The following is a 25,336-nucleotide window of genomic DNA, read 5'->3' on the forward strand; positions in this document are numbered from 1 at the left end:
ATTATCCCTCAGTGGTTAATAGTTGATAGTCAAACGCTTGCTTTAGATCGGTTAATGCCGATTTGATAAACGCTTGAGTATGATCAGCAGCAAAGTGTGCATCAAATGCAGCTTGGTCGTTATAACGCTCCCAAAACACAAATTGCTTAGGATTGGTTTTATTTTGCAGAGCCATTGCAAGTGAACAACCTGGTTCGCTATTCATATCCACACAGAATTGACGGACAGCTGCGATGCCTTGTGCCAATGACACCTCATCTTTAATGTGAATTTCGGCAGTGATAAACACGCCTTGTTGATCCAGTTTGTTGTTCATAACGACTCCTAATTAATATCACGTCATCGTAAACCACTTAAGCGTGTCCCTAAATGGTTTAATGGTGTTTACAGAAAACACCATAGGTTTATAATTAACACTGAATTGATAATGCATTAAGGATGTTTGGTGGATAAATTAACCGCGATGAAAGTGTTTAGTCATGTGGCCGAGCAGGGCAACTATGTCGCAGCAGCTCATCGGTTTAACATCAGCCGAACTATGGTGAGTAAGCACATTAATCAGTTAGAGTCTTACCTAGGGGTTAAGTTGATTAACCGTACTACTCGTCAACAAGAATTAACGGAATCGGGCCTCGTTTATTACCAAGAATGCCAGCCAATTTTGATGGCCATTGAGCAAGCTGAAAACACGCTGCAGTCGATGAGTTCGACGCCAAAAGGCACCATTAGAATTAATGCTCCAGTGAGTTTTGGCAATATTGTGCTGGCACCGATAGTGAATCAATTTTTACTGCAGTATCCGCAAATTGATGTGGAATTGCGACTTGATAATAATCTCATCGATCCCATGGTGGATCATGTTGATGTAGTGGTAAGGATTGGCAATCTTGATGACTCTGCGCTAATTGGCAGACATATCATGAATTATGAAATGATATTTTGTGCTTCGCCTCACTATTTAGCTCAACACCCGCCAATAGAGTCAATTGACGATTTACCTCATCATGATTGTTTAGGCTTTAGCTATTCTAAAAGTGCGTCATTATCGGTTGCTCACAGCCAGTTGTTTGGTAAACGCAGCTTTAGATTGTTGTCCAATAGTGGCTTGGTACTAACCCAAGCAGCGATAGATGGATTGGGTATTATTTTACAGCCACAGATTGTTGTGAATGAGGCCATTAAAGCAGGATTATTAACAAATCTCAGTGTATTAACACCTCCAGAAGCAATGCCAATACACTTATTGTATAAAGACAAAAACCTGCCGTTAAAAACACGAACCTTGATTGACTTTATTATTCGCCAGCTCGAATAACGACAGGTACATATAATACTAAATACATATTATGACTTGGCTATCATGCCTTTAAGCACAATATTGTCATAAGTGACAAACCCTAAAATCTCACCCGCTTCAATCACAGGCGCCTTATTAATATTAAAGCGTTCAAAAAGTCGTGCCGTGTAGCGTACGTCCATATCTATAGGCACGGAAAGCACTGGCTTAATCATTATTTCGTAAATATTGGTACGTTCAGGTGATTTATTTTTGGCTAGCACTTTGCGGGCGATATCGCTCATGAGTACCATGCCGTATTCATCATTCTCATTGCGTTTATTCACTACTAGTATATTCACATTATGACTAATGGCTTCCTGGATCGCTTCTGCCACAGTGCGCATGCCGTCAACCATGACGAAATTGTTATTCATAACGTCACGATTACGAATAGGGGTTTTGCTATTCATATTTGATCCTCAATGTCTTTACTCAATTTTTGAACTTGATGGGCCACACCAACAGCATCTTCAACATCAATTTGAATCGCAATACCTTTGCCTGAGTTAGTGTCAAATTCGCCCACGTGAGAAATGGTTTCTAAAATGTGACGGCTCATGTGCTCTTCTACTAACCATAAAATCACATCACGTTGTACCTCTAAGGTTAATCCCATAAAAGTGGTCTTTTTTTCTAACCCTTCACCGCGAGCATGGTTTATGACTGTCGCGCCTGTTGCACCTGCAATACGCGCAGCATCGAGTACCTTGTCAGTACAGTCATCATCGACAAAGGCGACAATTAGTTTAAAGCGCATAGGTTACTCCTTAATGGTTTTTCGTTTGGATAAATAGTCAACTATTTGGGCATAACCCATAACAGTGATCATCGGAAATAAACTGGCAAAGGCAATTAGCCCAAAGCCATCAATTAACGGATTACGGCCTTCAACATTGGTGGCGAGTCCAAGTCCTAATGCCGCAACTAATGGCACGGTTACCGTTGATGTGGTTACCCCACCAGAGTCATATGCTAAAGGGACAATCATTTTTGGGGCGTAAAAGGTTTGAATAACCACCACCACATAGCCCGCCATAATGTAATAGTGAATGGGATCCCCAACCACAATACGAAAACAGCCTAAAGTAATACCAATCGCTACGCCAAACGCCACTGACATTCGTAGGCCTTGGATACCAATAGTGCCACCCGATACTTGGTTGGCTTTGATTGCTACTGCAATTAATGACGGTTCTGCAATGGTGGTACTAAAACCGATAGCGGCGGCAAACACATAAACCCAGAAATAGTCTTGCCAAATATACGGCTCGTTGCCGCCATCAGGGTGTAAAAACTCGCTGGTGGTCAGTTGATTAGCCATGCTCTCACCGATAGGGAATAGCGCCATTTGTAAACCCACGAGAAAAAAGGTGAGGCCGATAATCACATAAATAAATCCGAGTAATACTTTACGCCACTGGTTAATAGGGCGTTTAAGTACGCCTAGCTGAAAGCCAAACAGAATTATAGCGATAGGAATGACATCTCGAGCGGTCAGTAATAGGGTGCTCATCAGTTCATTAAGCAAACGTATTCCTCATTTTGTTGGTTATCTCAATCATTTAAGAAACACCATGCCGTACAGTAATACAAAAATCATTGGGCTAAGACTTGCGAATGCTATCAAGCCAAAGCCATCAACCATGGGATTACGGCCTTTAATGACACTTGCTAAACCAACGCCTAATGCGGTGACTAAAGGTACGGTAATGGTCGATGTGGTGACGCCGCCAGAATCATATGCGAGACCAATAATGTTGGCCGGAGCAAAGCTGGTGAGGATCATCACTAACACGTAACCACCAATAATGAGGTAATGGATTGGCCACCCCTTAAGAATACGAATGACCCCAAGTAAAATAGCCAGACCAACCGAAATTGCAACGGTTAATCGTAAGCCCATAGCATAGGAGCTCATGGCTTGTTTATTTGACTCTATCGCACCTGCATTAGCGGCAACTTGAGCAGCTTCATTCGCCACGGCAGTGAGGGCTGGTTCTGCTAATGTGGTGCCAAAACCTAAGGAAAAAGAGAAAATAACTAACCAAAAGACACTGCCTTTTCGTGCTAATGCTTCTGCAAGTGATCCGCCAATAGGAAATAAACCCATTTCCAAACCGAATACAAAAAAAGTTAGCCCTAATACAATAAAGATTACGCCTACCAGAATTGAGCCAAGTTCGGCTGGTGCTTGATGTAATACAAAAATCTCAAAAAAACTAACGACTAAGATAATGGGAATAAGGTCTTTAAAACTGCTGAGCATGGCCTGGAGCAATTTTACGATGGCTGACATCTTGGCTCCTGTAATTTGTGGTAATGATTGTTATTGTTGTATCGCCAGTTGCAATATCGCAAGCTGTTTATCCAGTTTGGGCTTTGATGATTATTACGCAACATATTATTTACAATAATCATCATTAAGTTGATGTTGGTCATAAAAATGATTTAAACTGAGACTCGCATTGTTCAACTTATATTCGATCAGTATTCCGCATAGCCTGAGAAGGGGCAAGAATAACAACAAAAAGGATTTTAATTGTATGAAAACACTTTTACGCCTATCAATAGCCGCAGCGTTTGTGAGTCAATTTGTTTATGCTGAACCTAGTGATATAGATGGTTTTGCTCATGCTTACGAACAGTACAATATCGCGGTTAACAGTAATAATAACCAAGATATTATTAACTATGCCCAGCAATCGTATGAGTTAGGTCAAATTAAATTTGGCAAGGACAGTCTTGATAGCGCCAAGCTAGCGATGAATTGGGCGAATGTGTTAATTGATGAATCAAAAAGAAATAACAATGGCCGAATTATTAAAGATGCCGCAACAATGCAGGCACTTTCATTATTTGATTCAGCGTTGAGTGTATATCGCAATAATGTTGCTGAAAATGATATTACTTTGATTGATCCATTATTAGGGTTAGCTCAAACCACTACCGATGATAAATTTGCAAAAAAGCTTTTGTTTGAAGCTATCGACATTGCTGAAAAAGCCGATAATGCATTAACGGTGGCCGAAGTTAAGCTCGTCGCCTTTCATCGTTTATCGGGCACTGAATTTTATACGCGTAAAGTGAGAGATTTCCTCATCGATGCCAACGATATCTACGTTGCAAAACTACCGGAAAATTCAATTGAAAGGGTTAATTCAACTTATCTTGTAGGCGCCCTCTATTCGGCTATGAATAAGCCTGATGCTGCTCCTTTATTACTTGAAGTTATTAAACAATATCAAGCATTACCTTATAGCCACCCGTATGAGTTACGTGCACATGCATTATTAGTCAACATTTATGCACAACAAGACCAAGCAGATAAAGCCACAGAACATTGTGTAGCAATAGGCAAAATGACGCCATGGAATGATCAGCAAGAACAAACCCCGTTATATAGAAAAGCACCAGATTACCCTATGTCATATGCGAAACGTCGCAAAAATGGTTGGGTGCAAATTGAATTCACAGTTGATGAGAATGGATTTGTTAAATCGCCTGAAATAATTGATTCACAAGGTGGTAGCAAATTTGAAAAAGAATCGATAGAAGCGCTTAGCCAATGGCGTTATGCACCCAAATTTGTTGATGGTAAGCCAACAGAAGCAAAGTCGATGGTGAGACTTGATTTCACCATAAGCTAATGATTTATAGTGGGCTAGGCTAACCTAGCCAATACAAACTCAACATACCTACACATATAATGACAAAGCTGGTTTCTATGAGGAACTGGCTTTTTTGTAGTTGCTTCTTACCTTGTTTTAAAATGGTGACCAATTGATTTTGTTTGTAGACTCGGCAAGAAACTAATTCTGTTTGTGGATCGACAACTAATTGGAAACGGCATTTTTTACCATTATTAAGCAAAACGTCATGCATGCTTTGCAAGCCAAAATTGAATTTTCGCGACACGACTTTGCCATTAATAAATACTCGTTCTAGGCCGCACCAGTTACTCGCTTGTAACTCAATATTGTCTTGATTGAGGTGGTAAGTAAACTTAATCATAATGCCATCCTTATCGTATGATACTCGCAAAGCTTATGTACAATAAAAGCAGAATAATGTGACATTTTCCAGCATAGAAATATGAACAATTTACTAAATCAAGCTATCTAATTGGCATGCTTAACAATATTTATTTTTTATCTTGGCTATTGCTAAATGGACTTTTATCGACACTTCAAAACAGGCATTAAGCCATTGGCGTTATTCTATGAAAGGTCTATTTTTTATTGATGTTTTTATTTTTATAGCAGGATGATTGATGAGTTAAGCATTAGTGTTTGAATAGGCAAGCAATTGGCTTTAATAAGCATTTTAAATAGAGAATAAGTAAACTAGGAAGTTTTTTTGTGGGCTCAAAATACTTATATTAAGGGTAACGATTACCAATAGGGGATGCGATCAGCTGTTCTTTGTATCTCTTAGTGGCTCTTGATCAAGAACAGGGTCAAGTTTATTGCTTGACCCTAATATTGTTATGCTGTTTTGGTAGTCTGCCCATGCTGTACTGGATCTAGAGTTTCGGCATAGATGGTTCGTAATGCCGTTATAATATCTATTCTAGAGACGACACCGACTAAATGACCCTCTTTTAAAACGGGTAGATGTTGCGGTTTGTTATTTGTACTTTGGCCTCTTTGCTCTACTGAAATCGAAGCCTGCTGTGATGCAATATCGTTTTCTGTATTAGGATACAGGTGATCTTTATCAATACATAAAAACTCGAGTAAATTAACCAATGACTCGGTGTGGTTTACAGCAATAACGTCACGTGACATTAAGTCCATCACTTTTTGACCTTGAGGTGGAATATAATCTTGGCGCCATAAATCGACCATGGTGTCATGTATGGAGAAAAATCCCACGAGTTTACCTTGGGCATCAACGACTGGAGCACCATGAATTTTTCTGTCGTTAAATGCATCAATAGCGAGCTCGGTTAACATTTCAGCTGTTAGCGTATAATAATCAGCATTCATAATATCTACCGCGGTAAGGTTGGTTTTCATCACAACCTCTTTTAATGACGCTGGTAGTTGTGTTGATTTAATTAACTGTGATTGATCTGATGTTAACTCTGGACGCACATAGATTGACCAGTTAGCTAGGCCTACTAGAACAGAGCCTCCAACGATGTTGCCAAGTGTTACCGGGATTAAATTAGCGGTAATGAAATGGGATAAAGTTAAGTCTGAAAATTGACCTGACGTTGCTCCTACTTGTAGCCAAAACGATTCTGGTGCAGTTGATTGGATTACAATGCCAAGCGGTACCATAAACATGTTTGCTACGCAGTGTTCAAAACCACTACTTACAAACATTGCCACAGGCAGCATGACCATAAACGCTTTACCAACGGCATTTTGAGTACTAAATGTTAACCAAACCGCTAAACATACTAATAGATTACACAGAATACCAAGCGCGAAGGCTTCTACGAAGGTGTGGTGCAGTTTATGTTGGGCAATATTGAGTGCATTTAACCCCCATTGGCCGCCATCTAATTTATAAAGGCCTGCAGCGGCAACCAAAATAACCAACAAAATGGCACCAATAAAGTTGCCAACATACACTTTGCCCCATATGACCACCATTCCCTTGAAGCTAATTTGTCGATTAGCCCAGGCAATACTTGATAACACCGAACTGGTAAATAATTCGCCACCCATCAATACAATAAGAATCAGTCCCATACTGAAAGCGATACCACCAGCAAATCGGGTGATTCCCCAACTGGTTGATGTACTTCCTGTCGTAACCGTAATATAAAATAAAAATGCTAAGCCAATAAATACACCTGCCATTATTGCTAGGCTGATTGTCATGTTGGTGGTTTTCATAATTTTGCTTGTTGCAAACTGTTCCGCTTGGCTCATCATTTCCTTAGGAGACAGTAGCGGTTTCAATTCCGGAGATTGATTTGAAGAGCTCATATCATGCTCCTAGTTTGTAATCGCATATTTTGGTTCTCTTTAAGCAAATAGAAAATCTACATTTTTTTATGATAATTTATCTACACGTTAGGCCTATATTTGACCTCAAGTGCAATTGGTGAATTTTTATAAAACAATCAAAAAGAGAAGAATAATAACATATAATTTACATGGCAATAGATGGGTAAACTGAAGATGTTGATGTTATGTAATTATAATTGACACAGATCACTTATTTGTATTTAGCCTATTAAGTAGGCTGTTTTAGTCTAAAAAATAGGTATATTTCTGATATATCCAGTTGGTTGTTAGCAAGTTTTTTACTTAGTTAAAAAAGATAATTTAAAATACAAACAATGGCAGCAACACTTATAATTGAATTCGAGAATATTGGTATGATTATGATTAATAACGTTTTAGTTTGTTGGAGGAAATGACAGGCTTTAATTGACTCGTGCTAAGCAAAGTCGAGGTTAGAATAGATAGAATGTTGATAATTTATCTAACACAGTAGGCATTTAATAAATCTTTCCAAGTAATAATACCGACAATGGTATTGTTATCTAGAACGGGTAAACAACCAATATTATGATCTAAAATCAGTTTACAGGCTTCATTGATGTCACAATGAGGGGCTATGGTGAATGGGTTTTTAGTCATGACTTGATGAACCCTTTTTTGCAGGGTTTCGGTGTCTCTTATTAATTCAGCAGCGGTGCCAATGTTAGGACTGAGAGCGCGTAAAAAATCCCGATGAGACAATATCCCTTTCAGATGGTCTTCAGTATTGACGACTAATAAGTGATGGAAACTGACATTATCAAAAATTTCTTTGGCAAGTGTCAGCCTGTCATCCATGTCAATGGTAACGACTCGGGTTGTCATGATGTCAGCGACGCACATATGTTTAGTCGCTTTATTCGCTAACGTTTCAGTTGATACATCGGTAGACGTTGTCATAAATGATTCTCCACGTATTTATTCATTTATATCAGATAAATATCAGTGTAACAATCATTTAACGTCTAATGACAATTGCTTTTGCAGGTTAAATTCATTCATCTGGTTAGGATGCAATTTTGTTTTCGGGTAAATGCCCTGCCAAATACTTTTGATATTTGATTGGCTTTAATTGGTGAATGTCGACTAACACTAAACCATCGATACAGTCACCAAACTCTGGATCAATGCCGAAGTCGAGAAACTGTACTCCATTGTTGTCACACAATTCACCATATTGCTTAAATAACGTAGGTACTGATACACCCATATTCGCTAGCGTCCGTTTGAGTATTTTAAAATTCTCAGCATAGTCATCGCCATTGAATAACTGGTGCAATTGATGCTGACGTTCGTCGGTGAATTGATATGAATTAAATGAAGTTGCTAAAACATGTTTTGTGGCGAAGTGGTGTTGGTAAAAAAACACCAGCATTTCTTTGGCGGGGATCGGTAGGCTATCGCTTAGTGAAACAGGCCCAAAGAGGTAACGATACTGCGGGTTTTTAATTAAAAACGCACCAATACCTTGCCACAAATATTCTAAACTGCGGCGGCCCCAATATTTAGGTTGTACAAAGCTACGGCCAAGTTCGAGTCCTTGGTCAAAATAGGGGGCAAACGCATCGTGGTATTCAAATAATGATTGGCTATACAGAGCATTTTCACCAATGGTGTCGTGAAGCATTTTGGCACTGGCAAAACGATAGGCACCAACAATCTCTAATTCGTCTTTATCCCATAACACTAAATGAAAATAGTGATTATCATATTTGTCGGTATCACGACGTTTACCGGTACCTTCACCCACGGCTCTGAAGGCGATTTCACGAAGCCGGCCAATCTCACGCATAATTGCACTGCTGTGAGTATGCTTATATAAATAGATTTGTTTATTATCTTGGGTTTTACCTAACAATTCGCATTGTTGTAACGCTTGTTGTAGCTCACTGCGTTTTTCAGGATGAGCAATGGCATTTTGAGTGATGAATAACGGACTGCGATTTTTACCAATGCGGTATAAATGATTTTTAAGCAATTTTACTTTGGTTTTAAGCGGAAAATCTTGAGTGCAGACAACTTCTTTGGCGATCAGTTGGCCAATCCGCACCGGCATGACATGATCCATTTGTTTGAACATTTCCTTTACCAGTAATAGCGTTGCCAATGGTTTGTAAATCATTGATGCACCATAAAAGGTGGCAGAGTTTTTCGCGTCAACGAACATAGGCAAAAGGGGAGCATTGCAGGCGCGAGCCATTTTTAAAAAGCCGCTGTGCCAATGTAAGTCTGTGACGCCAGTTGGACGTAACCGTGACACTTCACCCGAGGGGAAAATCAGTACCGCACCTTCGTTTTTAAGGTGGTGATGGATTTCATTTAAATGTTGCTTAGGTGTGCCGCCAGTCATATTGCGCACGGGTAATAAAATAGAGTGAAGCGGTTTAATGGCCATTAGTAATTCATTGGCAACTACTTTTATGTCTGGTCTCACTTGGCTAATCAGTTTGATTAATGCCAGCGCATCAAGTGAACCAATAGGGTGATTTGCGTAGATCACCACTCTGCCTTCAATGGGAATATTTTCAATTTCGTTATTGGGGACGCTGTAACTGAAATTTAAACAAGCAAGAATTTGTTCAACAAAATCGACACCGGATAAATGCGCGTGTTCGTTAGCAATATCATTACATTGCTTTTCATGAAGTAAGTAGCGCAACATAACTTTCGTCGGCACGGCTAACCAAGGTTTGTTATGCACATTAGGCAGGTTTTTTTCTACCACATTATCGACAGTAAATATCATATTTTAGCCTTATTTATGCAACATGCTGTTTTTGGGGCGTGATGATTGATTTAGCCACTGAATGACTGAAATCAATTGTGTTTACTGCTGTAGCTTGTAACGTTTGTTCATCCCACTTGAGCAACTGAACATCTCCAGATTTTGTTTCTGCAATGAGAGTACAATTTTCAACCCAATCGCCGTCATTGGCATAAGTAATGGTGTGATTGTTAATTGTGTGCTGGGATAATTCAGGCTGGTGGATATGACCGCAGATGACCATATCCACCTGTTGTTTTATCGAATATCGTAATACAGCATCACGATATTGATTAATGGCTTGTTGGGCTTTATTGACCCTTAACTTGATGTAACTGGCTAGTGACCAATATGGATATCCTAGGCGGCTTCTTACCCTATGTAATTGACGATTTAGCCACAACAACACATCATATAAATGGTCACCTAATTTTGCGTAGGTACGACTAACACAAACTTGTGAGTCAAATTGATCGCCATGAAGCATTAAAAAACGTTTGCCACTCAGAGACTGATGAATATGCTGTTTAACGAGGGTAATACCTCTGAAATGACTGTCGGCATAATCTTTGAAAGCTTCATCATGATTACCTGGTATGTAAATAACTTGCGTGCCACTACTGGCTAGTTCGAGGATTTTCTGTATTACTTTATTGTGGCTATCGGGCCAATAAATACGTTTTTTTAACGCCCAAATATCGACAATATCGCCAACCAGATACAAATATTGGCATTGACTATGATTAAGGAAATGTAATAAGAATTCGGCCTTACAATCAATGCTGCCTAGATGAACATCAGAAATCCACAGTGCATGAAAGTGCTGAACTTTGTCACTATGAGTTAAGTGAGATAAAGGTTGCCGTTGTTGATTACTTTTTTTGCTGTGTGAGATCATCAGTCATTCACCCTAATACACAGATAACGTCAGTGTTGATATAGAGTAGGGCTGTTATTTGACACTAAGGTGAACGATTTATTGCAACTTGATTAAAGTTGTTGGTTTTTGGAGGGGCATAAAAAAGGGAAATGCGTTAGCATCTCCCTTGAATGTTAAGGCATTAAATAGCCCTAATATAAAACTGATTAACTATCTCGCAGCATCAATAATAGCTTTAGCCATTTCATCGGCTACAGAGCCTGTGGTACGGTCTTCTGCATCTGCACGCTCGAAGATTGTGAGTAGGGTGTTGTAAATCTGCTCAACCTTGGCTGTTGAAGCCGCTGCGTCATAGTTTTTCTCAAATGACACGTTGATAATGCCACCAGCATTAATAACGTAATCTGGCGCATACAGAATACCCATTTGCTTGAGTTTTTCGCCGTGGCGAGTTTCAGCTAACTGGTTATTGGCGCAACCTGCAATGATGTTAGCTTTTAATAATGGTAATGTCGTGTCGTTAAGTGTTGCGCCTAATGCGCACGGTGCATATACATCAACATCCTGGGTGTAGATATCTTGCGGAGCAACGACAGTTGCTCCGAATTCATTGGCAACGCGATCTAGTGAGGCTTGATGAATATCGGTAACAATCAGTTCGGCACCTTCATCGTGCAAATGCTTACACAAGTAATAACCAACATGCCCTACGCCTTGTACAGATACTTTAATGCCTTTAAGGCTATCGATGCCACGTTGATGTTTTACCGCGGCTTTAATGCCTAAATAAGTGCCTAATGCGGTAAGTGGCGAAGGATCACCAGACTTGCCTTCAAGACCTGCTACAAATTCAGTTTCACGGTTGGCAATCATCATATCAGATGTTGAAACACCGACATCTTCGGCTGAATAATATTTACCGCCTAAGCCGTTTACAAAGCGTCCGAATGCAAGAAACAACGCTTCGCGATCGGTGGTTTTAGGATCAGCAATAATCACAGCTTTACCGCCACCCATAGTAAGACCGGCTAATGCATTTTTGTAAGTCATTCCACGAGAGAGGCGTAATACGTCTGTTAAGGCTTCATCGTCCGATTGATAATTCCACATACGGCAACCGCCTACGGCTGGGCCGAGGTTAGTGTTATGCACGGCAATAATGGCTTTTAAACCAGTTTGCTTGTCATTACAAAAGACCACTTGTTCGTGTTCATCGAACGAAACATGATTAAAAACTGCCACGAGACATCTCCGCTTGCTAGCTAGTTAAAATGAAGTTATTACACCTTGTTAAATTTGATTACATTAAGGTGTAAACGACTGCTTGTTATATTTATTGCAGCACGATAGCATTTAGAGATACTCTCAACAAAGCATGATTTAGTTATTTTTGTGATTAGTGTGGAAATTTAGCTTGCCACTTACGTAAACGTAAAGAAATTTGGCTTAATGTAATTGTTTTTGATTAAAATAGCAGATAATTATTATTCTAATCTGCATTATAACAATAAGATAGGAAGTATTATGACTGAAGAAGTTGCAGAACAGGTTGCACCGCCAACACCAGAACAAGAAGCCCAAAGACAAGAATGGGTACGTACTCAGTTTCAAAAAGCGAACCGCTTTTTAGCTGAGAAAGGAGTGATCCCAAGTAAAGTACTTGCTGACGAAAGCCGTTATCTTGCGCCTTATTTAGCCATTTGGAAGATGGAAACAAAGCAACCTAAAAAACAAACTTTTTGGGTGATGTCAGGTGATTTACCATCAGATTATGTCGATGTTAAAGTGGCAGCAACGGCTCGTGATGCAATTAGGCACTTTTCAATGATGTGGCAACTTAAAGCTGAAAACTTGCACAAGTCGGGTGTTACAAAAGATCCAACTCAACAGAAGTTTGCACAACTGTTAGTGTCTCGAGCTGAAAGTTTATATAAAATGCATCAAGATGAGAAACTGTGGGCTTAACAACCTCTTAAGCTACTGACATTAAAAAAGGCACATTAAGTGCCTTTTTTCGTGTCAGTAGCTTGATGGACCATGTTGATGAGCTATGTTGATTGCCACCATCAAACTTAGTTATTTATAGTTCACGATTATTCGCTATCGTCTTCGGCTAAGTAGAATAATCCCTGATTGAGTAATTCAGTCAGAACATCCATAACTGCTGCGTTGGCCGTAAATAAACAGGCTTCTTCAGGTGTGATCCTTGCCTTGTTAGCTAATAGTTGTAACATTTCAGAGGTGGCATTAGTAAAGGTGTGCACTTCACCATTGATAAACAAACGTTGCTCACTATCATTTTCTAACTGTAATATTTTCAACCCACCAATACGTTGAATAATCGCGCCTTGCTCAATGGCTTCCAATAACTCATCAGTCGTTAATGGCTCTTCATCTTCACAGATATCAAGTTCAAATCGATTTTGGCTCAGTAGCTTACCTAACATGGTTTGATAGCTGGCCGGATCTTGTGCCAATTGGGTCAATAAATCCATTATCCCTTGTTGATGAGATTGGCTAACCAACCCTGGTGTAGCGGGCTCATCCACAGAATTAAAACGTTTGTGGCCTTGGTTGCTGTCGATTAAATTATCTGCGAGCTCAGTTAATAACTCTTGCTGGCTAGGCGCTCTAAAACCAATTGAATACGATAAGGCTAGCGATATTGTTTCGCCGCAATGTGGGTATCCTGGAGGAATGTAGAGTACATCGCCTTTTTGTAATACCACGTCGATAATCGGTTCAAAGTCGTCAACCAATGGTGAGTTCGGGTTATCACCGCGACGTTTATGTTGACCTTTGTCGCCCACTTTCCAACGGCGTTCGCCATCACCTTGAATGATAAACACATCGTAGTTATCGATATGCGGTCCAACACCACCACCAGGGGTGGCAAATGATGCCATTAAGTCGTCAAAGCGCCAGTCTGGTAAGAATCGAAACGCTTCGACCAGAGGTTGCGAGTCTGGATACCAATGGTTGACGGCTTGAACTAATAGCTGCCAGTTGTCTTCACCAAATTGGTCGTAGTCTTCAAATGGACCTTGGACTACGTCCCAGTCATCACCTTTTGTAACCACGACGCGTGATGATATTTCTTCTTCACATGCTAGGCCGGCAAGTTCATCTGCGGCGATAGGATCTTCAAAGTCGACAAAAGCCTGTTTGATCACAAGCGGTTTTTGTTGCCAATGCTGTTTAATAAAGGCTTGGGTATCAATATTTAATGTGTACATCATTGACCTCAGGTCGAGATAATTAACGAATGGTAATACAATAAAAAAGCGGTCACATATGCGACCGCTAATGTTATATATAGGCTTATAGGACTATTTTAGCTCATCAACAAAGGCTTCTGCACGGCCAATGTAGTTTGCTGGAGTCATTTTTTTCAATTCAACTTTAACGTGTTCTGGTAATTCAAGACCATCAATGAATACCGCAAGTTGTGCGGCATCAATACGTTTACCACGTGTCAGTTCTTTTAACTTCTCATACGGTTTTTCAATTCCGTAACGACGCATTACAGTTTGTACTGGCTCTGCCAATACTTCCCAGTTTTTGTCTAGTTCAGCTAAAAGTTGTGCTTCATTCACTTCTAACTTGCTAATGCCTTTCAAGGTCGCTTGATAAGCAATTAACGAGTGAGCCATACCAACACCTAAGTTACGTAATACGGTTGAGTCAGTTAGGTCACGCTGCCATCTTGATACCGGCAATTTAGCGGCTAAGTGTTGCATTAGCGCGTTAGCAATACCTAAGTTACCTTCAGAGTTTTCAAAATCAATTGGATTGACTTTGTGTGGCATAGTTGATGAACCAATTTCGCCAGCGATAGTGCGCTGCTTAAAGTGACCTAGTGCAACATAACCCCAAATATCACGATCAAAATCGATTAGAATGGTGTTGAAACGGGCAATGGCATCGAACAATTCTGCAATGTAATCATGCGGCTCAATTTGAGTGGTATATGCGTTCCAATTAATGCCAAGACTGGTGACAAAACGTTGTGACAACTCATGCCAGTTCACTTCTGGGTAAGCAGAGATGTGAGCATTATAGTTGCCCACAGCACCGTTAATTTTACCCATAATCTCAACAGCGTTGATTTGGTTTAATTGACGTTCTAAACGTACCGCAACGTTAGCCATTTCTTTACCTAGTGTAGATGGCGATGCTGGTTGGCCGTGGGTGCGTGACATTAACGGCACGCTTTTATTGTCGTGAGCTAATTTTTTGATCGCATCAATAATCTGCTGACAATGCGGCACCAATACTTGTTCGCGTGCTTCAGTTAACATTAAACCATGAGATAAATTGTTGATGTCTTCTGAGGTACAGGCAAAATGCACAAATTCATCGATGGCAACTAACTCTGCATTATCGGCAATTTGTTCTTTAATAAAGTATTCAACCGCTTTTACGTCGTGATTGGTGGTGCTTTCAATCGCTTTAATACGCAATGCATCTTGTTCGCTAAAATTGTCCTTGATACTGTCTAACAAGGCTAATGCGGTTTCGCTAAAAGGGGGAACTTCTTCAATCTCTGGGCAGCTAGATAACAGCTTTAACCAGTTAATTTCAACTTGAACACGGTACTTAGTAAGACCGAACTCGCTGAAAATCCCTCTTAATGAGGCGGTTTTACTACCATAACGACCGTCTACCGGAGAAATAGCAGTTAGTGCGGAAAGATCCATTTGAAGCTCCTTGATGAACTTAGTTGTAGGGTGATTCGATTAATTGTTATTTTGGCTTTGTTTTGCTGTTTCAAATATTGCTTTACGGGCAAACACTAAATGGCGGCGTTTGCCACCTAATTGACGCCACAATACTGCGCTGCGCATAGCTGCAAGCAGTAACGCACGAATTTTGTGTTGCACCTGAGGCTGCTTTAAGCAATCAGGATTACCTGAAATTTGTAATTTAGGGCCTAACTCACTGATGATATCACTGTAAATACTGGCAAAATTGGCAAGGACTTGTTCATCGGTAATTGCAAAATGTGCCAGTTGGCGATGCACTTGATTAATTCGTTCCGCTAGCATGCCTAAACCGTTTGGCGAGCGGGCAAGCTTGCGTTCAAGGGTTAGCACGCCGACTAAGTAACGAGTGGTTTCGACATCTTTATTTTTGCCATCGCCGAGCTGATTTTGAATAAGCTGATAACCTTTATTCAAAATCGCTTTATCTTGATATACGTCAGCTGTTGATTCAGGCTCTGTTACTAAAATAGTGTTGAGTGTAGCGGCTAATGCTTCTTTATCGCTTTCACCGTGGCGAGCTAAATACTGTACCTGGCCTATAGCCTGTAAAATACCGGCAAAGGCCATAGTGCGTTCAAACAAGATGTTGTCTGGTGATTGGCTCACGGATTATCCTCGGATTAAGCTATCAATTATGCCGCCACCTAAACAGAGTTCACCATCGTAAAATACCGCTGATTGCCCTGGAGTAACGGCTGCAACAGGTTGGTCGAACATGACCGTGATGTTGTCTGCATCATCATAGATAAGTGAGCATCCCACATCATGTTGACGATAACGCGTTTTAACTGTGATGTGACTGTTATTCGCTGGCCCTTTACGATCAACCCAATGCAATTGCTTAACGGTCATGCCTGTTGACATAAGGCGAGGGTGATTCCCCCCTTGTGCGACAATGAGTACATTACGGATTAAATCTTTTTCGACCACATACCATGGGTCTTCACTACTGTTTTTCAGCCCACCAATGCCAAGGCCTTTACGTTGACCAAGAGTGTGGTACATCAATCCTTGGTGAGTACCAATCACTTCACCTTCGGCGGTTTCAATTTCACCAGGTTGTGCAGGTAAATAAGTCGCTAAAAAATCGGTGAATTTACGTTCACCAATAAAACAGATGCCAGTGCTGTCTTTCTTGTCGTGAGTAATGAGCCCCAGCTTTTGGGCTATTTCGCGTACTTGGTGTTTTTCAAGTTCACCCACAGGGAATAAACTGCGACCCACTTGTTCGTGGCTTAAGGTATATAAAAAGTAGCTCTGATCTTTATTACCATCAACGCCACGGAGCATTTCTACGCTACCATCGCTATTGTCACGACGACGAACGTAGTGACCCATGGCAATATAATCGGCATCTAAAATGTCGTCGGCAAATTCAAGAAACGCTTTAAATTTAATTTCTTTATTACACATTATATCGGGATTAGGCGTGCGGCCAGCTTTGTATTCTGCTAAAAAGTATTCAAACACGTTATCCCAGTATTCAGCAGCAAAGTTGACAGTATGCATTTTAATGCCTAGCTTGTCGCAAACTGATTGTGCATCTTTTAAATCATCAGCCGCCGCGCAATATTCATCGGTATCATCTTCTTCCCAGTTCTTCATAAACAGCCCTTCAACCTGATAGCCTTGCTGCATTAACAAGTAGGCTGATACTGAAGAATCTACACCGCCAGACATGCCGACAATGACTTTTTTACCGTTTGAAGTTGGGTTGATTGATGTCATAAATCCTAAAAACCTTGAAGATAGATAATGTGTATATTGTACCGAAACGCCATTGTTTCAAGGCATTGTGCTAGTTTTTTGCTAGTCGGAATCCTGGACGTTGTTACGTGCGCATATTAGACAAATTAATTTACATAATGCTGAATAAATATGATATTTGTGCGGCGCGTATTCTATCATGCATTCGCTTAATGGGCTATCTTGAGGCTCATAGAAATAGCCTAAACCAAGCCATTAAAAGTAATCAACATTTAACAGTGTTAATGGGGTGTGCTGTGGCGGGAGCTTTTTTTCTATTTGCTGTAAATAATCTTCAATACTTTTTAACACTAGTGGGCTGCGAAGTTTGTTACCAAGCGCTTTGATTTCAGTAAGACTAAGCCAGTGTGTATCAGTAATGACATTATCACGCGGTGTTGCATATTGTTGTGTGGCTAATTCGCTGCAAAATGTATAGCGTATAAAGGCGAGATCTGCGGATGCACTAAATTGATAAATTCCCACTAAGGCTTGTGGGGTTAATTCAAGCCCTGTTTCTTCGGTTATTTCTCGAGCACACGCATCAACAAGTGATTCATTAGCCTCTAAATGCCCAGCAGGTTGATTAAATTTGGTTTCACCATTAATACATTCTTCCACTAATAAGAATTTACCTTGGCAGTGGATCACGCAAGCGACAGTCGTATTAGGTTTATAACGTTCGGTCATCCTTTTCTCCTGCTTTAAGCCAATTCTTGATGATTATTTTCTAGTACTGAGCACTTTATATTCGCCATTGGGTAAATCATCTAGACACCATTGACCTATTTTATAACGGATTAATCTTAGGGTTGGATGGCCAACATGAGCCGTCATTCTTCTCACTTGACGGTTTCTACCTTCGCAAATTTGAACTTCAAGCCAAGTTGTTGGAATTAATTTCCGTTCACGCACCGGTGGATTTCTAGGCCAAATATCAGGGGATGTCATTACGCGGACTTTTGCTGGTAAGGTCATTCCGTCCTTTAACATTACACCATTAGAAAGGGCCTCAATGGCTTCAGTTGATGGCTCACCTTCAACTTGCACCCAATAAGTTTTAAAGGTTTTTTTATTTGGTTGAGTTATTTGAGCTTGTAATTGCCCGTCATTAGTCAGTAATAACAAGCCTTCACTGTCGCGGTCTAATCGTCCTGCGGCATATACATCGGCTACTGGAATAAAGTCTTTCAATGTTTGCCGGCCAGCTTCGTCGGTAAATTGGCATAACACATCAAAAGGTTTGTTGAATAATACGATGACGGGGTTTTCTGGTCGTGGTTTTTGTGGGGGGCGCGACTTTGCCTTGTTTCGATAGGCTGGTTTTGTCGGCGTATCAACTCTATTTGTAGTTGATTTTTTCGTGAATGAGTTGAATTTACCAATTTTTGACATAAAGGTGTGGTTAACATCCCTTGTTAATAAGAGTGAGTGATAAGTGAACGAATATAAATCAATTTGTGATAGTTTACTGCGTATTCGCCCTTAGTGGAATTTGAAAATTATTAAGAATGATCTATGATGTCCGCCTAAAAATTGTGATCTGTACCTAATTTATCATTCAGGGATAGTGGGTATTTCCACCAAATCTCACAGTTTTGACAACAAAATATAATAATAAATGGGACCGGGGATTTTATATACTTGGCTTACAAATTAAGTGCTTTGGTGACAAATCAAGGTACATTAATGCGAGTGTTATCCACCTAAGCCTGCAATATGCTTACACAATTTATTCTAATAAATTATTAATTTACAATAATGTAGGAAATAAAATGAAAGATAAGACTCCAACGATCATCTATACCGAAACCGACGAAGCGCCGGCGCTGGCCACGCTGTCTTTATTACCTATAATCCGTACTTTCACTAACGCAGCCGGCGTAGCAGTGGAAACCCGTGATATTTCTTTATCAGGTCGTATAATCGCTAACTTCCCTGAAAAACTAACCGCAGAGCAAAAAATTGCTGATGCATTAACAGAATTAGGCGAATTGGCTAATCAGCCAGAAGCCAACATTATCAAATTACCAAACATCAGTGCATCTCTTCCACAGTTAAAAGCCTGTATTGCTGAACTTCAAGCAAAAGGTTATGACATCCCCAATTATCCTGATGAACCTAAAAATGATGCTGAAATTGAAGCTCAATCACGCTATGACAAAATCAAAGGTAGCGCAGTAAACCCGGTATTACGTGAAGGTAACTCAGATCGTCGCGCACCAACTTCAGTTAAAAACTATGCTAAGAAAAACCCGCATTCAATGGGAAAATGGGCTAGTGATTCGCAGTCTCATGTGGCGCACATGGACGAAGGCGACTTTTACGGTAGTGAACAGTCTGTGACTTTACCAACAGCTGATAAAGTCAATATTGTGTTGACGCAACTAGACGGTAAAGACGTTGTGTTGAAAAGTGGTTTGGCGCTATTGGCTGACGAAGTCATTGATTCATCTGTGATGAGTAAAAAGGCGTTGGTTGCTTTTTATACTCGTGAAATTGAAGCGGCAAAATCTGAAGATATTTTATTATCTTTGCACCTTAAAGCCACCATGATGAAAGTGTCTGACCCAATATTATTTGGTCTTGCAGTAAAAGTGTTCTTTAAAGAAGTTTTTGACAAGCACGATGTTTTATTTGCTGAGCTTGGCGTAGATGTTAACAATGGCTTTGGTGATGTGTATGCCAAAATCAGTACGTTACCAGAGGTCAAGCAAAATGAAATTGAAGCTGATATCGCTGCGGTTTATGCCGCACGTCCAGCGCTTGCAATGGTTGATTCAGACAAAGGAATCACTAATTTACATGTACCTAGTGACATCATTATTGATGCCTCTATGCCTGCTGCAATTCGTTCTTCAGGTCAAATGTGGGGTCCTGATGGTCAGTTACATGATACTAAAGCCATGATCCCCGATCGTAGTTACGCTGGTGTTTACCAAGAAACGATTTCGTTCTGTAAAAAGCACGGTGCATTTGACCCCACTACGATGGGCAGCGTGCCTAACGTAGGCTTAATGGCTCAAAAAGCAGAAGAATACGGTAGCCACGATAAAACCTTTGAAATTCAAGCCGCTGGTACGGTTAATGTGATTAACCAAGCTGGTGATGTGTTAATGAGTCATAAGGTTGAAGCTGGCGATATTTACCGTATGTGCCAAGTAAAAGATGCGCCGATCCGCGACTGGGTTAAACTGGCCGTTAAGCGTGCTCGTTTAAGTAACACGCCAGCTGTATTCTGGTTAGACAGTAATCGAGCTCACGATGCTGAGTTAATTAAAAAAGTGACTCAGTATCTAGCAGAGCAAGATACTGCAGGTTTAGACATTCAAATCATGACTCCTGAAGACGCGACTCGTTTTACGTTAGAGCGCATCATCAAAGGTGAAGACACTATTTCAGTAACGGGTAACGTATTACGTGACTATTTAACGGACTTATTCCCAATTCTTGAACTGGGTACAAGTGCTAAGATGTTGTCTATTGTACCGTTAATGAGTGGCGGTGGTTTATTTGAAACGGGTGCCGGTGGTTCAGCGCCTAAGCATGTTCAACAAATGCAAAAAGAGGGTCACTTACGTTGGGATTCATTAGGTGAGTTTTTGGCGTTAGCAGCTTCTTTAGAGCATTTAAGTCAAACGACCAACACGCCTAAAGCACAAGTATTAGCTGATACGTTAGATGTTGCTATTGGTGAGTTCCTTGACTGTAATAAATCACCTTCTCGACGTGTAGGTGAACTTGATAACCGTGGAAGTCATTATTATTTAGCGATGTATTGGGCACAAGCATTGGCTCAACAGACTGTTGATCCTGAGCTGGCCGCACACTTTGTGCCATTAGCTCAAGCATTGGCGACCAATGAAGCTGTGATTTTAGCTGAATTGAATGGTTCGCAAGGCCCTGCAGTGGATTTAGGCGGTTATTACCGTTTAGATGCCGCTAAAGCTGAACATGCAATGCGTCCAAGTGCAACGTTAAACCAATTTATTGTTGGTTAATTGGGTGAGTGTTCTCTGCTCATTAAGCTAAGCGTGAGCGATTGAATTAATACACCTTCATTTGAAGGTGTATTAAATTGGCCTAATCGGCATTTTTTTAGATAAAAAAAAGACAGGGATTAAAATCTCTGTCTTTTTGTTTTATAATCTCCCCAATTACTTTGTTGGCGAGATGGCCGAAGCATGCATTCCTTTAGGGCCTTCTTCAATCTCGAAGCATACAGGTTGACCTGCTTTTAAGGTACGATAACCTTCCATTTCGATAGTTGAATAGTGCGCAAATACATCTTCGCCACCCTGATCAGGGCAAATAAACCCGAATCCTTTGGCGTTGTTGAACCATTTAACAGTTCCGTTTGCCATACTTCCACTTCCTTCTGTTGTCTACTTACCAGTAAGATAGTAAAACTTATTATCCAGCGGTCTAGTATTTGCCGCCTAGCAAACAGAATGAAATTTGTACGAAAAGATGTCAAGCAGTAATTAACAAAAAGGTAACATTTAATTAATTTAATAACATCAAGTGGTCGGGAACCAAACGAGAGGCTAGTATTAAACTATGGCTAAATTAGGTAGTGTAGAGAATATTAAAGAAAAGGTTGAATCTGAACTACAACCACCCAATATGTATAAGGTGGTGCTAAACAATGATGATTACACCCCGATGGACTTTGTGGTAGAAGTATTACAACGTTTCTTTGAGAAAAATGAAGAGCAAGCTGTAGAGATTATGTTAGCGATCCATAATCAAGGTAAAGGGTTATGTGGTGTGTTTCCATTTGGAATAGCTGAGACAAAAGTTTTTCAAGTAAATCAGTTTGCAAGAGAAAACCAACATCCGTTACTGTGTCTATTAGAGAAAGCATAATATCGATTTCTCACAGTCAGTGGCAAAATTAAAGGGGTGCTTATGCTGAACAAAGATCTGGAAGTCACCTTGAACCTAGCGTTTCAGCAAGCTAGAGATTCACGTCATGAGTACATGACGGTAGAACATTTATTATTAGCGCTGATTGATAATCCCGCTGCATACGAGGCGTTAGTGGCTTGTGGTGCGGATGTTAATCGTTTACGAGAAGAAGTGGCTAATTTTATTCAACAAACCACGCCCATTATTGCCGAATCAACTGAAGAACGTGAAACTCAACCCACCTTGGGATTTCAACGAGTTTTGCAACGTGCCGTTTTTCATGTGCAGTCGTCTGGTCGTAACGAAGTTTCTGGCGCAAATGTGCTAGTGGCTATTTTTAGTGAACAAGAATCGCAAGCGGTTTATTTACTCCGTCGTTGTGATATTTCTCGCTTAGATGTCGTTAATTACATTTCTCATGGCATGGCTAAAGAAGACGATTCTGGTGAAGCACATGATCATGAGCGTAGTGACGATCAAGCTGAAAACTCAGAAGACCGTAGTATGTTGGCGCAATTTGCCGCTAATTTAAATCAATTAGCCCAAGACGGTATTATCGATCCATTAATTGGTCGAGATGCTGAAATTGAACGTGCTATTCAAACGCTCTGTCGTCGCCGTAAAAATAATCCTTTGCTAGTGGGTGAAGCTGGTGTAGGTAAAACAGCTATAGCAGAAGGTTTGGCTTATCGAATAGTCAATAAACAAGTCCCTGATGTCATGGCTAATGCGACTGTGTATTCGTTAGATTTAGGTGCGTTATTAGCGGGTACTAAATACCGTGGTGATTTTGAGAAACGCTTTAAAAGCTTACTAAAAGAATTGGCTGCGGACGAACATGCTATTTTGTTTATTGATGAAATTCATACCATTATTGGTGCTGGTGCCGCATCTGGTGGCGTGATGGATGCGTCTAATTTACTGAAACCATTATTGTCCAGCGGTAAATTACGTTGTATGGGGTCAACCACGTTCCAAGAATATCAAAGTATTTTTGAAAAAGATCGTGCCTTAGCTCGTCGCTTCCAGAAAATTGATATCAATGAACCATCGGTAGCCGAAACCACCAAGATTTTGATGGGACTTAAGTCCAAGTACGAAGAATATCATGGTGTACGCTATACCCAAGCAGCCATTAGTAGTGCCGCTATTTTATCGGCCAAACACATTAATGATCGTCATTTACCTGACAAAGCTATTGATGTGATTGACGAAGCGGGCGCTCGTATGGTGATGATGCCGCAAAGCAAACGTAAAAAAACCATTGGTCAAGCCGAAATTGAGGCCATCATTGCTAAGTTAGCTCGTATTCCTGAGAAGTCGGTATCGTCGACTGACAAGGATATGCTGCGCAACCTAGAACGTAACCTTAAGATGGTTGTCTTTGGCCAAGACAAAGCGATTGAGAGCCTTAGTGCTGCCATACGCTTGTCTCGTAGTGGTTTAGGTTCTGAGAAAAAGCCTGTTGGTAGCTTTATGTTTGCTGGTCCTACTGGTGTGGGTAAAACAGAAGTCACCAACCAATTGGCCAATTGTCTCAATCTTAAACTGATCCGCTTTGATATGTCTGAATACATGGAACGTCATACCGTGTCACGTTTGATTGGTGCTCCTCCTGGTTATGTAGGTTATGACCAAGGTGGTTTATTAACCGATGCAGTGCTTAAAAATCCTCATTGTGTGGTGTTACTTGATGAAATTGAAAAGGCGCACCCTGATGTTTTCAACTTGCTTCTGCAAGTGATGGATCATGGCACCTTGACCGACAATAATGGTCGTAAAGCTGACTTTAGAAATGTCACTCTAGTCATGACAACTAATGCCGGTGTACAAGAAACTATTCGTAAATCGATTGGTTTTAGACAACAAGACCATACTCAAGATGCGTTGGCTGAAATTAATAAAGTCTTTTCACCAGAATTCCGTAATCGATTAGATTCAATCGTATGGTTTAATCATTTGGATATGACGGTAATCGCAAAAGTGGTTGATAAGTTCTTAGTTGAGTTACAGGCACAACTTGACGATAAGCGAGTCACCTTAGATGTTAGTGATGAAGCGCGGACCTTGCTTGCTGAGAAGGGTTATGACAAGTCGATGGGGGCTCGTCCAATGGCGCGTGTAGTGACTGAATTGATTAAACGTCCGTTAGCAGATGAAATCTTGTTTGGTGTACTTGAGCGAGGTGGTATTGCGCATATTGATGTTAAAGACGGTGAGATCAATATTGATTGCGAGTCGTTAGAAAAAGTCTCGTAAATCGTTTAACTCGCATAAAAAAGATGACCTATGGGTCATCTTTTTTTATGTGTGTTAATTGCGCCTAACCAGACTTCAAAATTAAATTATCAACTCAAAGCATTTCTTACTGTTCAATTCAATGGATATTGATGGAAAATGGGCATGCCCTTTTTTATCAATACAACATAGTAGTGGACCGTATGACGAGCTTCTGCAAAACGGATTACAACCATTACTGTATTTGGTTGAATGTTCTGATAAGGGGATACCCATTACGTTGAACACACGTCTTGTATCATGCGTGTAGCTTTGCGTTGAATAGCTTTATATGCAGTTTGGTATAACAACAAAAAAACCGACAGGCAGTCGGTTTTTACATTGTTGAGGCTAGCGATTAACGTGCGCGGAAGACGATACGACCTTTTGACAAGTCATAGGGAGTCAACTGTACAGTGACTTTGTCACCCGTTAAAATACGGATGTAGTTTTTGCGCATTTTGCCAGAGATGTGGGCTATCACCACATGTCCATTTTCAAGCTCTACGCGGAACATTGTGTTTGGCAAGGTCTCAAGGATAGTGCCCTGCATTTCAATGTTGTCTTCTTTCGCCATTAAGTTATCCCATTAGCCTTCAAATATGAAAAAATCGGGCGTATCATGCCCCAAAAATGCCGAACTGTAAAGGG

At 40.5% G+C, this 25,336-nt stretch carries 25 protein-coding genes; 6 read left to right on the forward strand and 19 right to left on the reverse strand.

Annotated features, from left to right (window positions below; all coding sequences use genetic code 11):
- Position 1: 1 nt before the first annotated feature.
- The gene (locus FCN25_RS18710) at positions 2-316 is read right to left on the reverse strand and encodes a putative quinol monooxygenase (RefSeq protein ID WP_217495321.1); all 315 of its coding nucleotides are present in this window, start codon (positions 314-316) and stop codon (positions 2-4) included.
- A 129-nt stretch (positions 317-445) separates the two neighbouring features.
- Here FCN25_RS18710 and FCN25_RS18715 point away from each other — a divergent pair, with 129 nt between their 5' ends.
- Positions 446-1,315 carry a LysR family transcriptional regulator gene (locus FCN25_RS18715; protein ID WP_137226894.1) on the forward strand — a complete coding sequence of 290 codons (870 nt, stop codon included), beginning with the start codon at positions 446-448 and terminating at the stop codon, positions 1,313-1,315.
- Between the two features lie 29 nt (positions 1,316-1,344).
- Here FCN25_RS18715 and FCN25_RS18720 read toward each other — a convergent pair whose 3' ends face one another.
- The 4 genes from FCN25_RS18720 to FCN25_RS18735 are packed head-to-tail and all read right to left on the reverse strand — an operon-like array spanning position 1,345 to position 3,635.
- On the reverse strand, positions 1,345-1,749 hold the full coding sequence (locus tag FCN25_RS18720; protein WP_137226895.1) for a CBS domain-containing protein: 405 nt from the start codon (positions 1,747-1,749) through the stop codon (positions 1,345-1,347).
- Positions 1,746-2,096 carry a P-II family nitrogen regulator gene (locus tag FCN25_RS18725; RefSeq protein ID WP_137226896.1) on the reverse strand — a complete coding sequence of 117 codons (351 nt, stop codon included), beginning with the start codon at positions 2,094-2,096 and terminating at the stop codon, positions 1,746-1,748. Before FCN25_RS18725 ends, FCN25_RS18720 begins: the two co-directional genes overlap by 4 nt.
- Before the next feature lie 3 nt (positions 2,097-2,099).
- The gene (locus FCN25_RS18730) at positions 2,100-2,873 is read right to left on the reverse strand and encodes a DUF1538 domain-containing protein (protein ID WP_206194463.1); all 774 of its coding nucleotides are present in this window, start codon (positions 2,871-2,873) and stop codon (positions 2,100-2,102) included.
- Positions 2,874-2,897: 24 nt separating this feature from the next.
- Entirely contained in the window at positions 2,898-3,635 is a 738-nt protein-coding gene (locus FCN25_RS18735) for a DUF1538 domain-containing protein (protein ID WP_137226897.1), read from the reverse strand.
- A 247-nt stretch (positions 3,636-3,882) separates the two neighbouring features.
- Here FCN25_RS18735 and FCN25_RS18740 point away from each other — a divergent pair, with 247 nt between their 5' ends.
- Positions 3,883-4,986, forward strand: coding sequence for an energy transducer TonB (locus tag FCN25_RS18740; RefSeq protein WP_137226898.1), 1,104 nt, complete (start codon positions 3,883-3,885; stop codon positions 4,984-4,986).
- Positions 4,987-5,005: 19 nt separating this feature from the next.
- Here the strand turns inward: FCN25_RS18740 and FCN25_RS18745 are convergent, their stop codons facing one another.
- The 6 genes from FCN25_RS18745 to FCN25_RS18770 all read right to left on the reverse strand — a co-directional run bounded on the left by FCN25_RS18745 (position 5,006) and on the right by FCN25_RS18770 (position 12,227).
- Entirely contained in the window at positions 5,006-5,350 is a 345-nt protein-coding gene (locus FCN25_RS18745) for a hypothetical protein (RefSeq protein WP_137226899.1), read from the reverse strand.
- A 473-nt stretch (positions 5,351-5,823) separates the two neighbouring features.
- On the reverse strand, positions 5,824-7,281 hold the full coding sequence (gene focA, locus FCN25_RS18750) for a formate transporter FocA (RefSeq protein ID WP_137226900.1): 1,458 nt from the start codon (positions 7,279-7,281) through the stop codon (positions 5,824-5,826).
- Between the two features lie 498 nt (positions 7,282-7,779).
- Positions 7,780-8,241 (reverse strand): CBS domain-containing protein, encoded by a 462-nt coding sequence (locus FCN25_RS18755; protein WP_137226901.1) that lies wholly within the window; start codon positions 8,239-8,241, stop codon positions 7,780-7,782.
- Between the two features lie 106 nt (positions 8,242-8,347).
- Positions 8,348-10,087: a lysophospholipid acyltransferase family protein gene (locus FCN25_RS18760; protein ID WP_137226902.1), complete on the reverse strand. Its 1,740-nt coding sequence runs from the start codon at positions 10,085-10,087 to the stop codon at positions 8,348-8,350.
- Between the two features lie 13 nt (positions 10,088-10,100).
- Complete coding sequence (locus FCN25_RS18765) at positions 10,101-11,003, reverse strand: UDP-2,3-diacylglucosamine diphosphatase (protein ID WP_137226903.1); 903 nt, start codon at positions 11,001-11,003, stop codon at positions 10,101-10,103.
- A gap of 192 nt (positions 11,004-11,195) precedes the next feature.
- On the reverse strand, positions 11,196-12,227 hold the full coding sequence (locus FCN25_RS18770; protein ID WP_137226904.1) for a Glu/Leu/Phe/Val dehydrogenase: 1,032 nt from the start codon (positions 12,225-12,227) through the stop codon (positions 11,196-11,198).
- Between the two features lie 282 nt (positions 12,228-12,509).
- Between FCN25_RS18770 and FCN25_RS18775 the strand changes: the two genes are divergently transcribed.
- Positions 12,510-12,950 (forward strand): DUF4826 family protein, encoded by a 441-nt coding sequence (locus FCN25_RS18775; protein WP_137226905.1) that lies wholly within the window; start codon positions 12,510-12,512, stop codon positions 12,948-12,950.
- Between the two features lie 128 nt (positions 12,951-13,078).
- On the opposite strand, the gene FCN25_RS18780 is transcribed toward FCN25_RS18775, so the two are convergent.
- From FCN25_RS18780 to FCN25_RS18805, 6 genes are all read right to left on the reverse strand, one after another.
- The gene (locus FCN25_RS18780; protein ID WP_137227476.1) at positions 13,079-14,221 is read right to left on the reverse strand and encodes a cupin domain-containing protein; all 1,143 of its coding nucleotides are present in this window, start codon (positions 14,219-14,221) and stop codon (positions 13,079-13,081) included.
- 93 nt (positions 14,222-14,314) lie between these two features.
- Complete coding sequence (purB, locus tag FCN25_RS18785; protein WP_137226906.1) at positions 14,315-15,685, reverse strand: adenylosuccinate lyase; 1,371 nt, start codon at positions 15,683-15,685, stop codon at positions 14,315-14,317.
- A gap of 39 nt (positions 15,686-15,724) precedes the next feature.
- Positions 15,725-16,318, reverse strand: coding sequence for a high frequency lysogenization protein HflD (gene hflD / locus FCN25_RS18790; RefSeq protein WP_137227477.1), 594 nt, complete (start codon positions 16,316-16,318; stop codon positions 15,725-15,727).
- A gap of 42 nt (positions 16,319-16,360) precedes the next feature.
- A complete protein-coding gene (gene mnmA / locus FCN25_RS18795; protein WP_137226907.1) occupies positions 16,361-17,479 on the reverse strand; it encodes a tRNA 2-thiouridine(34) synthase MnmA in 1,119 nt (372 codons plus the stop codon).
- Positions 17,480-17,713: 234 nt separating this feature from the next.
- On the reverse strand, positions 17,714-18,187 hold the full coding sequence (locus tag FCN25_RS18800) for an NUDIX hydrolase (RefSeq protein WP_137226908.1): 474 nt from the start codon (positions 18,185-18,187) through the stop codon (positions 17,714-17,716).
- 33 nt (positions 18,188-18,220) lie between these two features.
- Positions 18,221-18,892, reverse strand: a complete 672-nt coding sequence (locus FCN25_RS18805; protein WP_137226909.1) for a pseudouridine synthase — start codon at positions 18,890-18,892, stop codon at positions 18,221-18,223.
- A gap of 380 nt (positions 18,893-19,272) precedes the next feature.
- Here FCN25_RS18805 and FCN25_RS18810 point away from each other — a divergent pair, with 380 nt between their 5' ends.
- Positions 19,273-21,498: an NADP-dependent isocitrate dehydrogenase gene (locus FCN25_RS18810; RefSeq protein WP_137226910.1), complete on the forward strand. Its 2,226-nt coding sequence runs from the start codon at positions 19,273-19,275 to the stop codon at positions 21,496-21,498.
- Positions 21,499-21,654: 156 nt separating this feature from the next.
- On the opposite strand, the gene cspD is transcribed toward FCN25_RS18810, so the two are convergent.
- Positions 21,655-21,861 (reverse strand): cold shock domain-containing protein CspD, encoded by a 207-nt coding sequence (gene cspD, locus FCN25_RS18815; RefSeq protein ID WP_137226911.1) that lies wholly within the window; start codon positions 21,859-21,861, stop codon positions 21,655-21,657.
- A gap of 196 nt (positions 21,862-22,057) precedes the next feature.
- Between cspD and clpS the strand changes: the two genes are divergently transcribed.
- Together clpS and clpA are read left to right on the forward strand one after the other, a co-directional pair.
- Entirely contained in the window at positions 22,058-22,366 is a 309-nt protein-coding gene (gene clpS / locus FCN25_RS18820) for an ATP-dependent Clp protease adapter ClpS (RefSeq protein WP_137226912.1), read from the forward strand.
- Between the two features lie 42 nt (positions 22,367-22,408).
- Positions 22,409-24,667 carry an ATP-dependent Clp protease ATP-binding subunit ClpA gene (clpA, locus tag FCN25_RS18825; RefSeq protein ID WP_137226913.1) on the forward strand — a complete coding sequence of 753 codons (2,259 nt, stop codon included), beginning with the start codon at positions 22,409-22,411 and terminating at the stop codon, positions 24,665-24,667.
- 376 nt (positions 24,668-25,043) lie between these two features.
- On the opposite strand, the gene infA is transcribed toward clpA, so the two are convergent.
- On the reverse strand, positions 25,044-25,262 hold the full coding sequence (gene infA, locus FCN25_RS18830) for a translation initiation factor IF-1 (protein WP_011496276.1): 219 nt from the start codon (positions 25,260-25,262) through the stop codon (positions 25,044-25,046).
- Between the last annotated feature and the right edge of the window lie 74 nt (positions 25,263-25,336).

The sequence above is a fragment of the Shewanella sp. MEBiC00475 genome (assembly GCF_005234075.1).
GTDB classification, from domain to species: domain Bacteria; phylum Pseudomonadota; class Gammaproteobacteria; order Enterobacterales; family Shewanellaceae; genus Shewanella; species Shewanella polaris.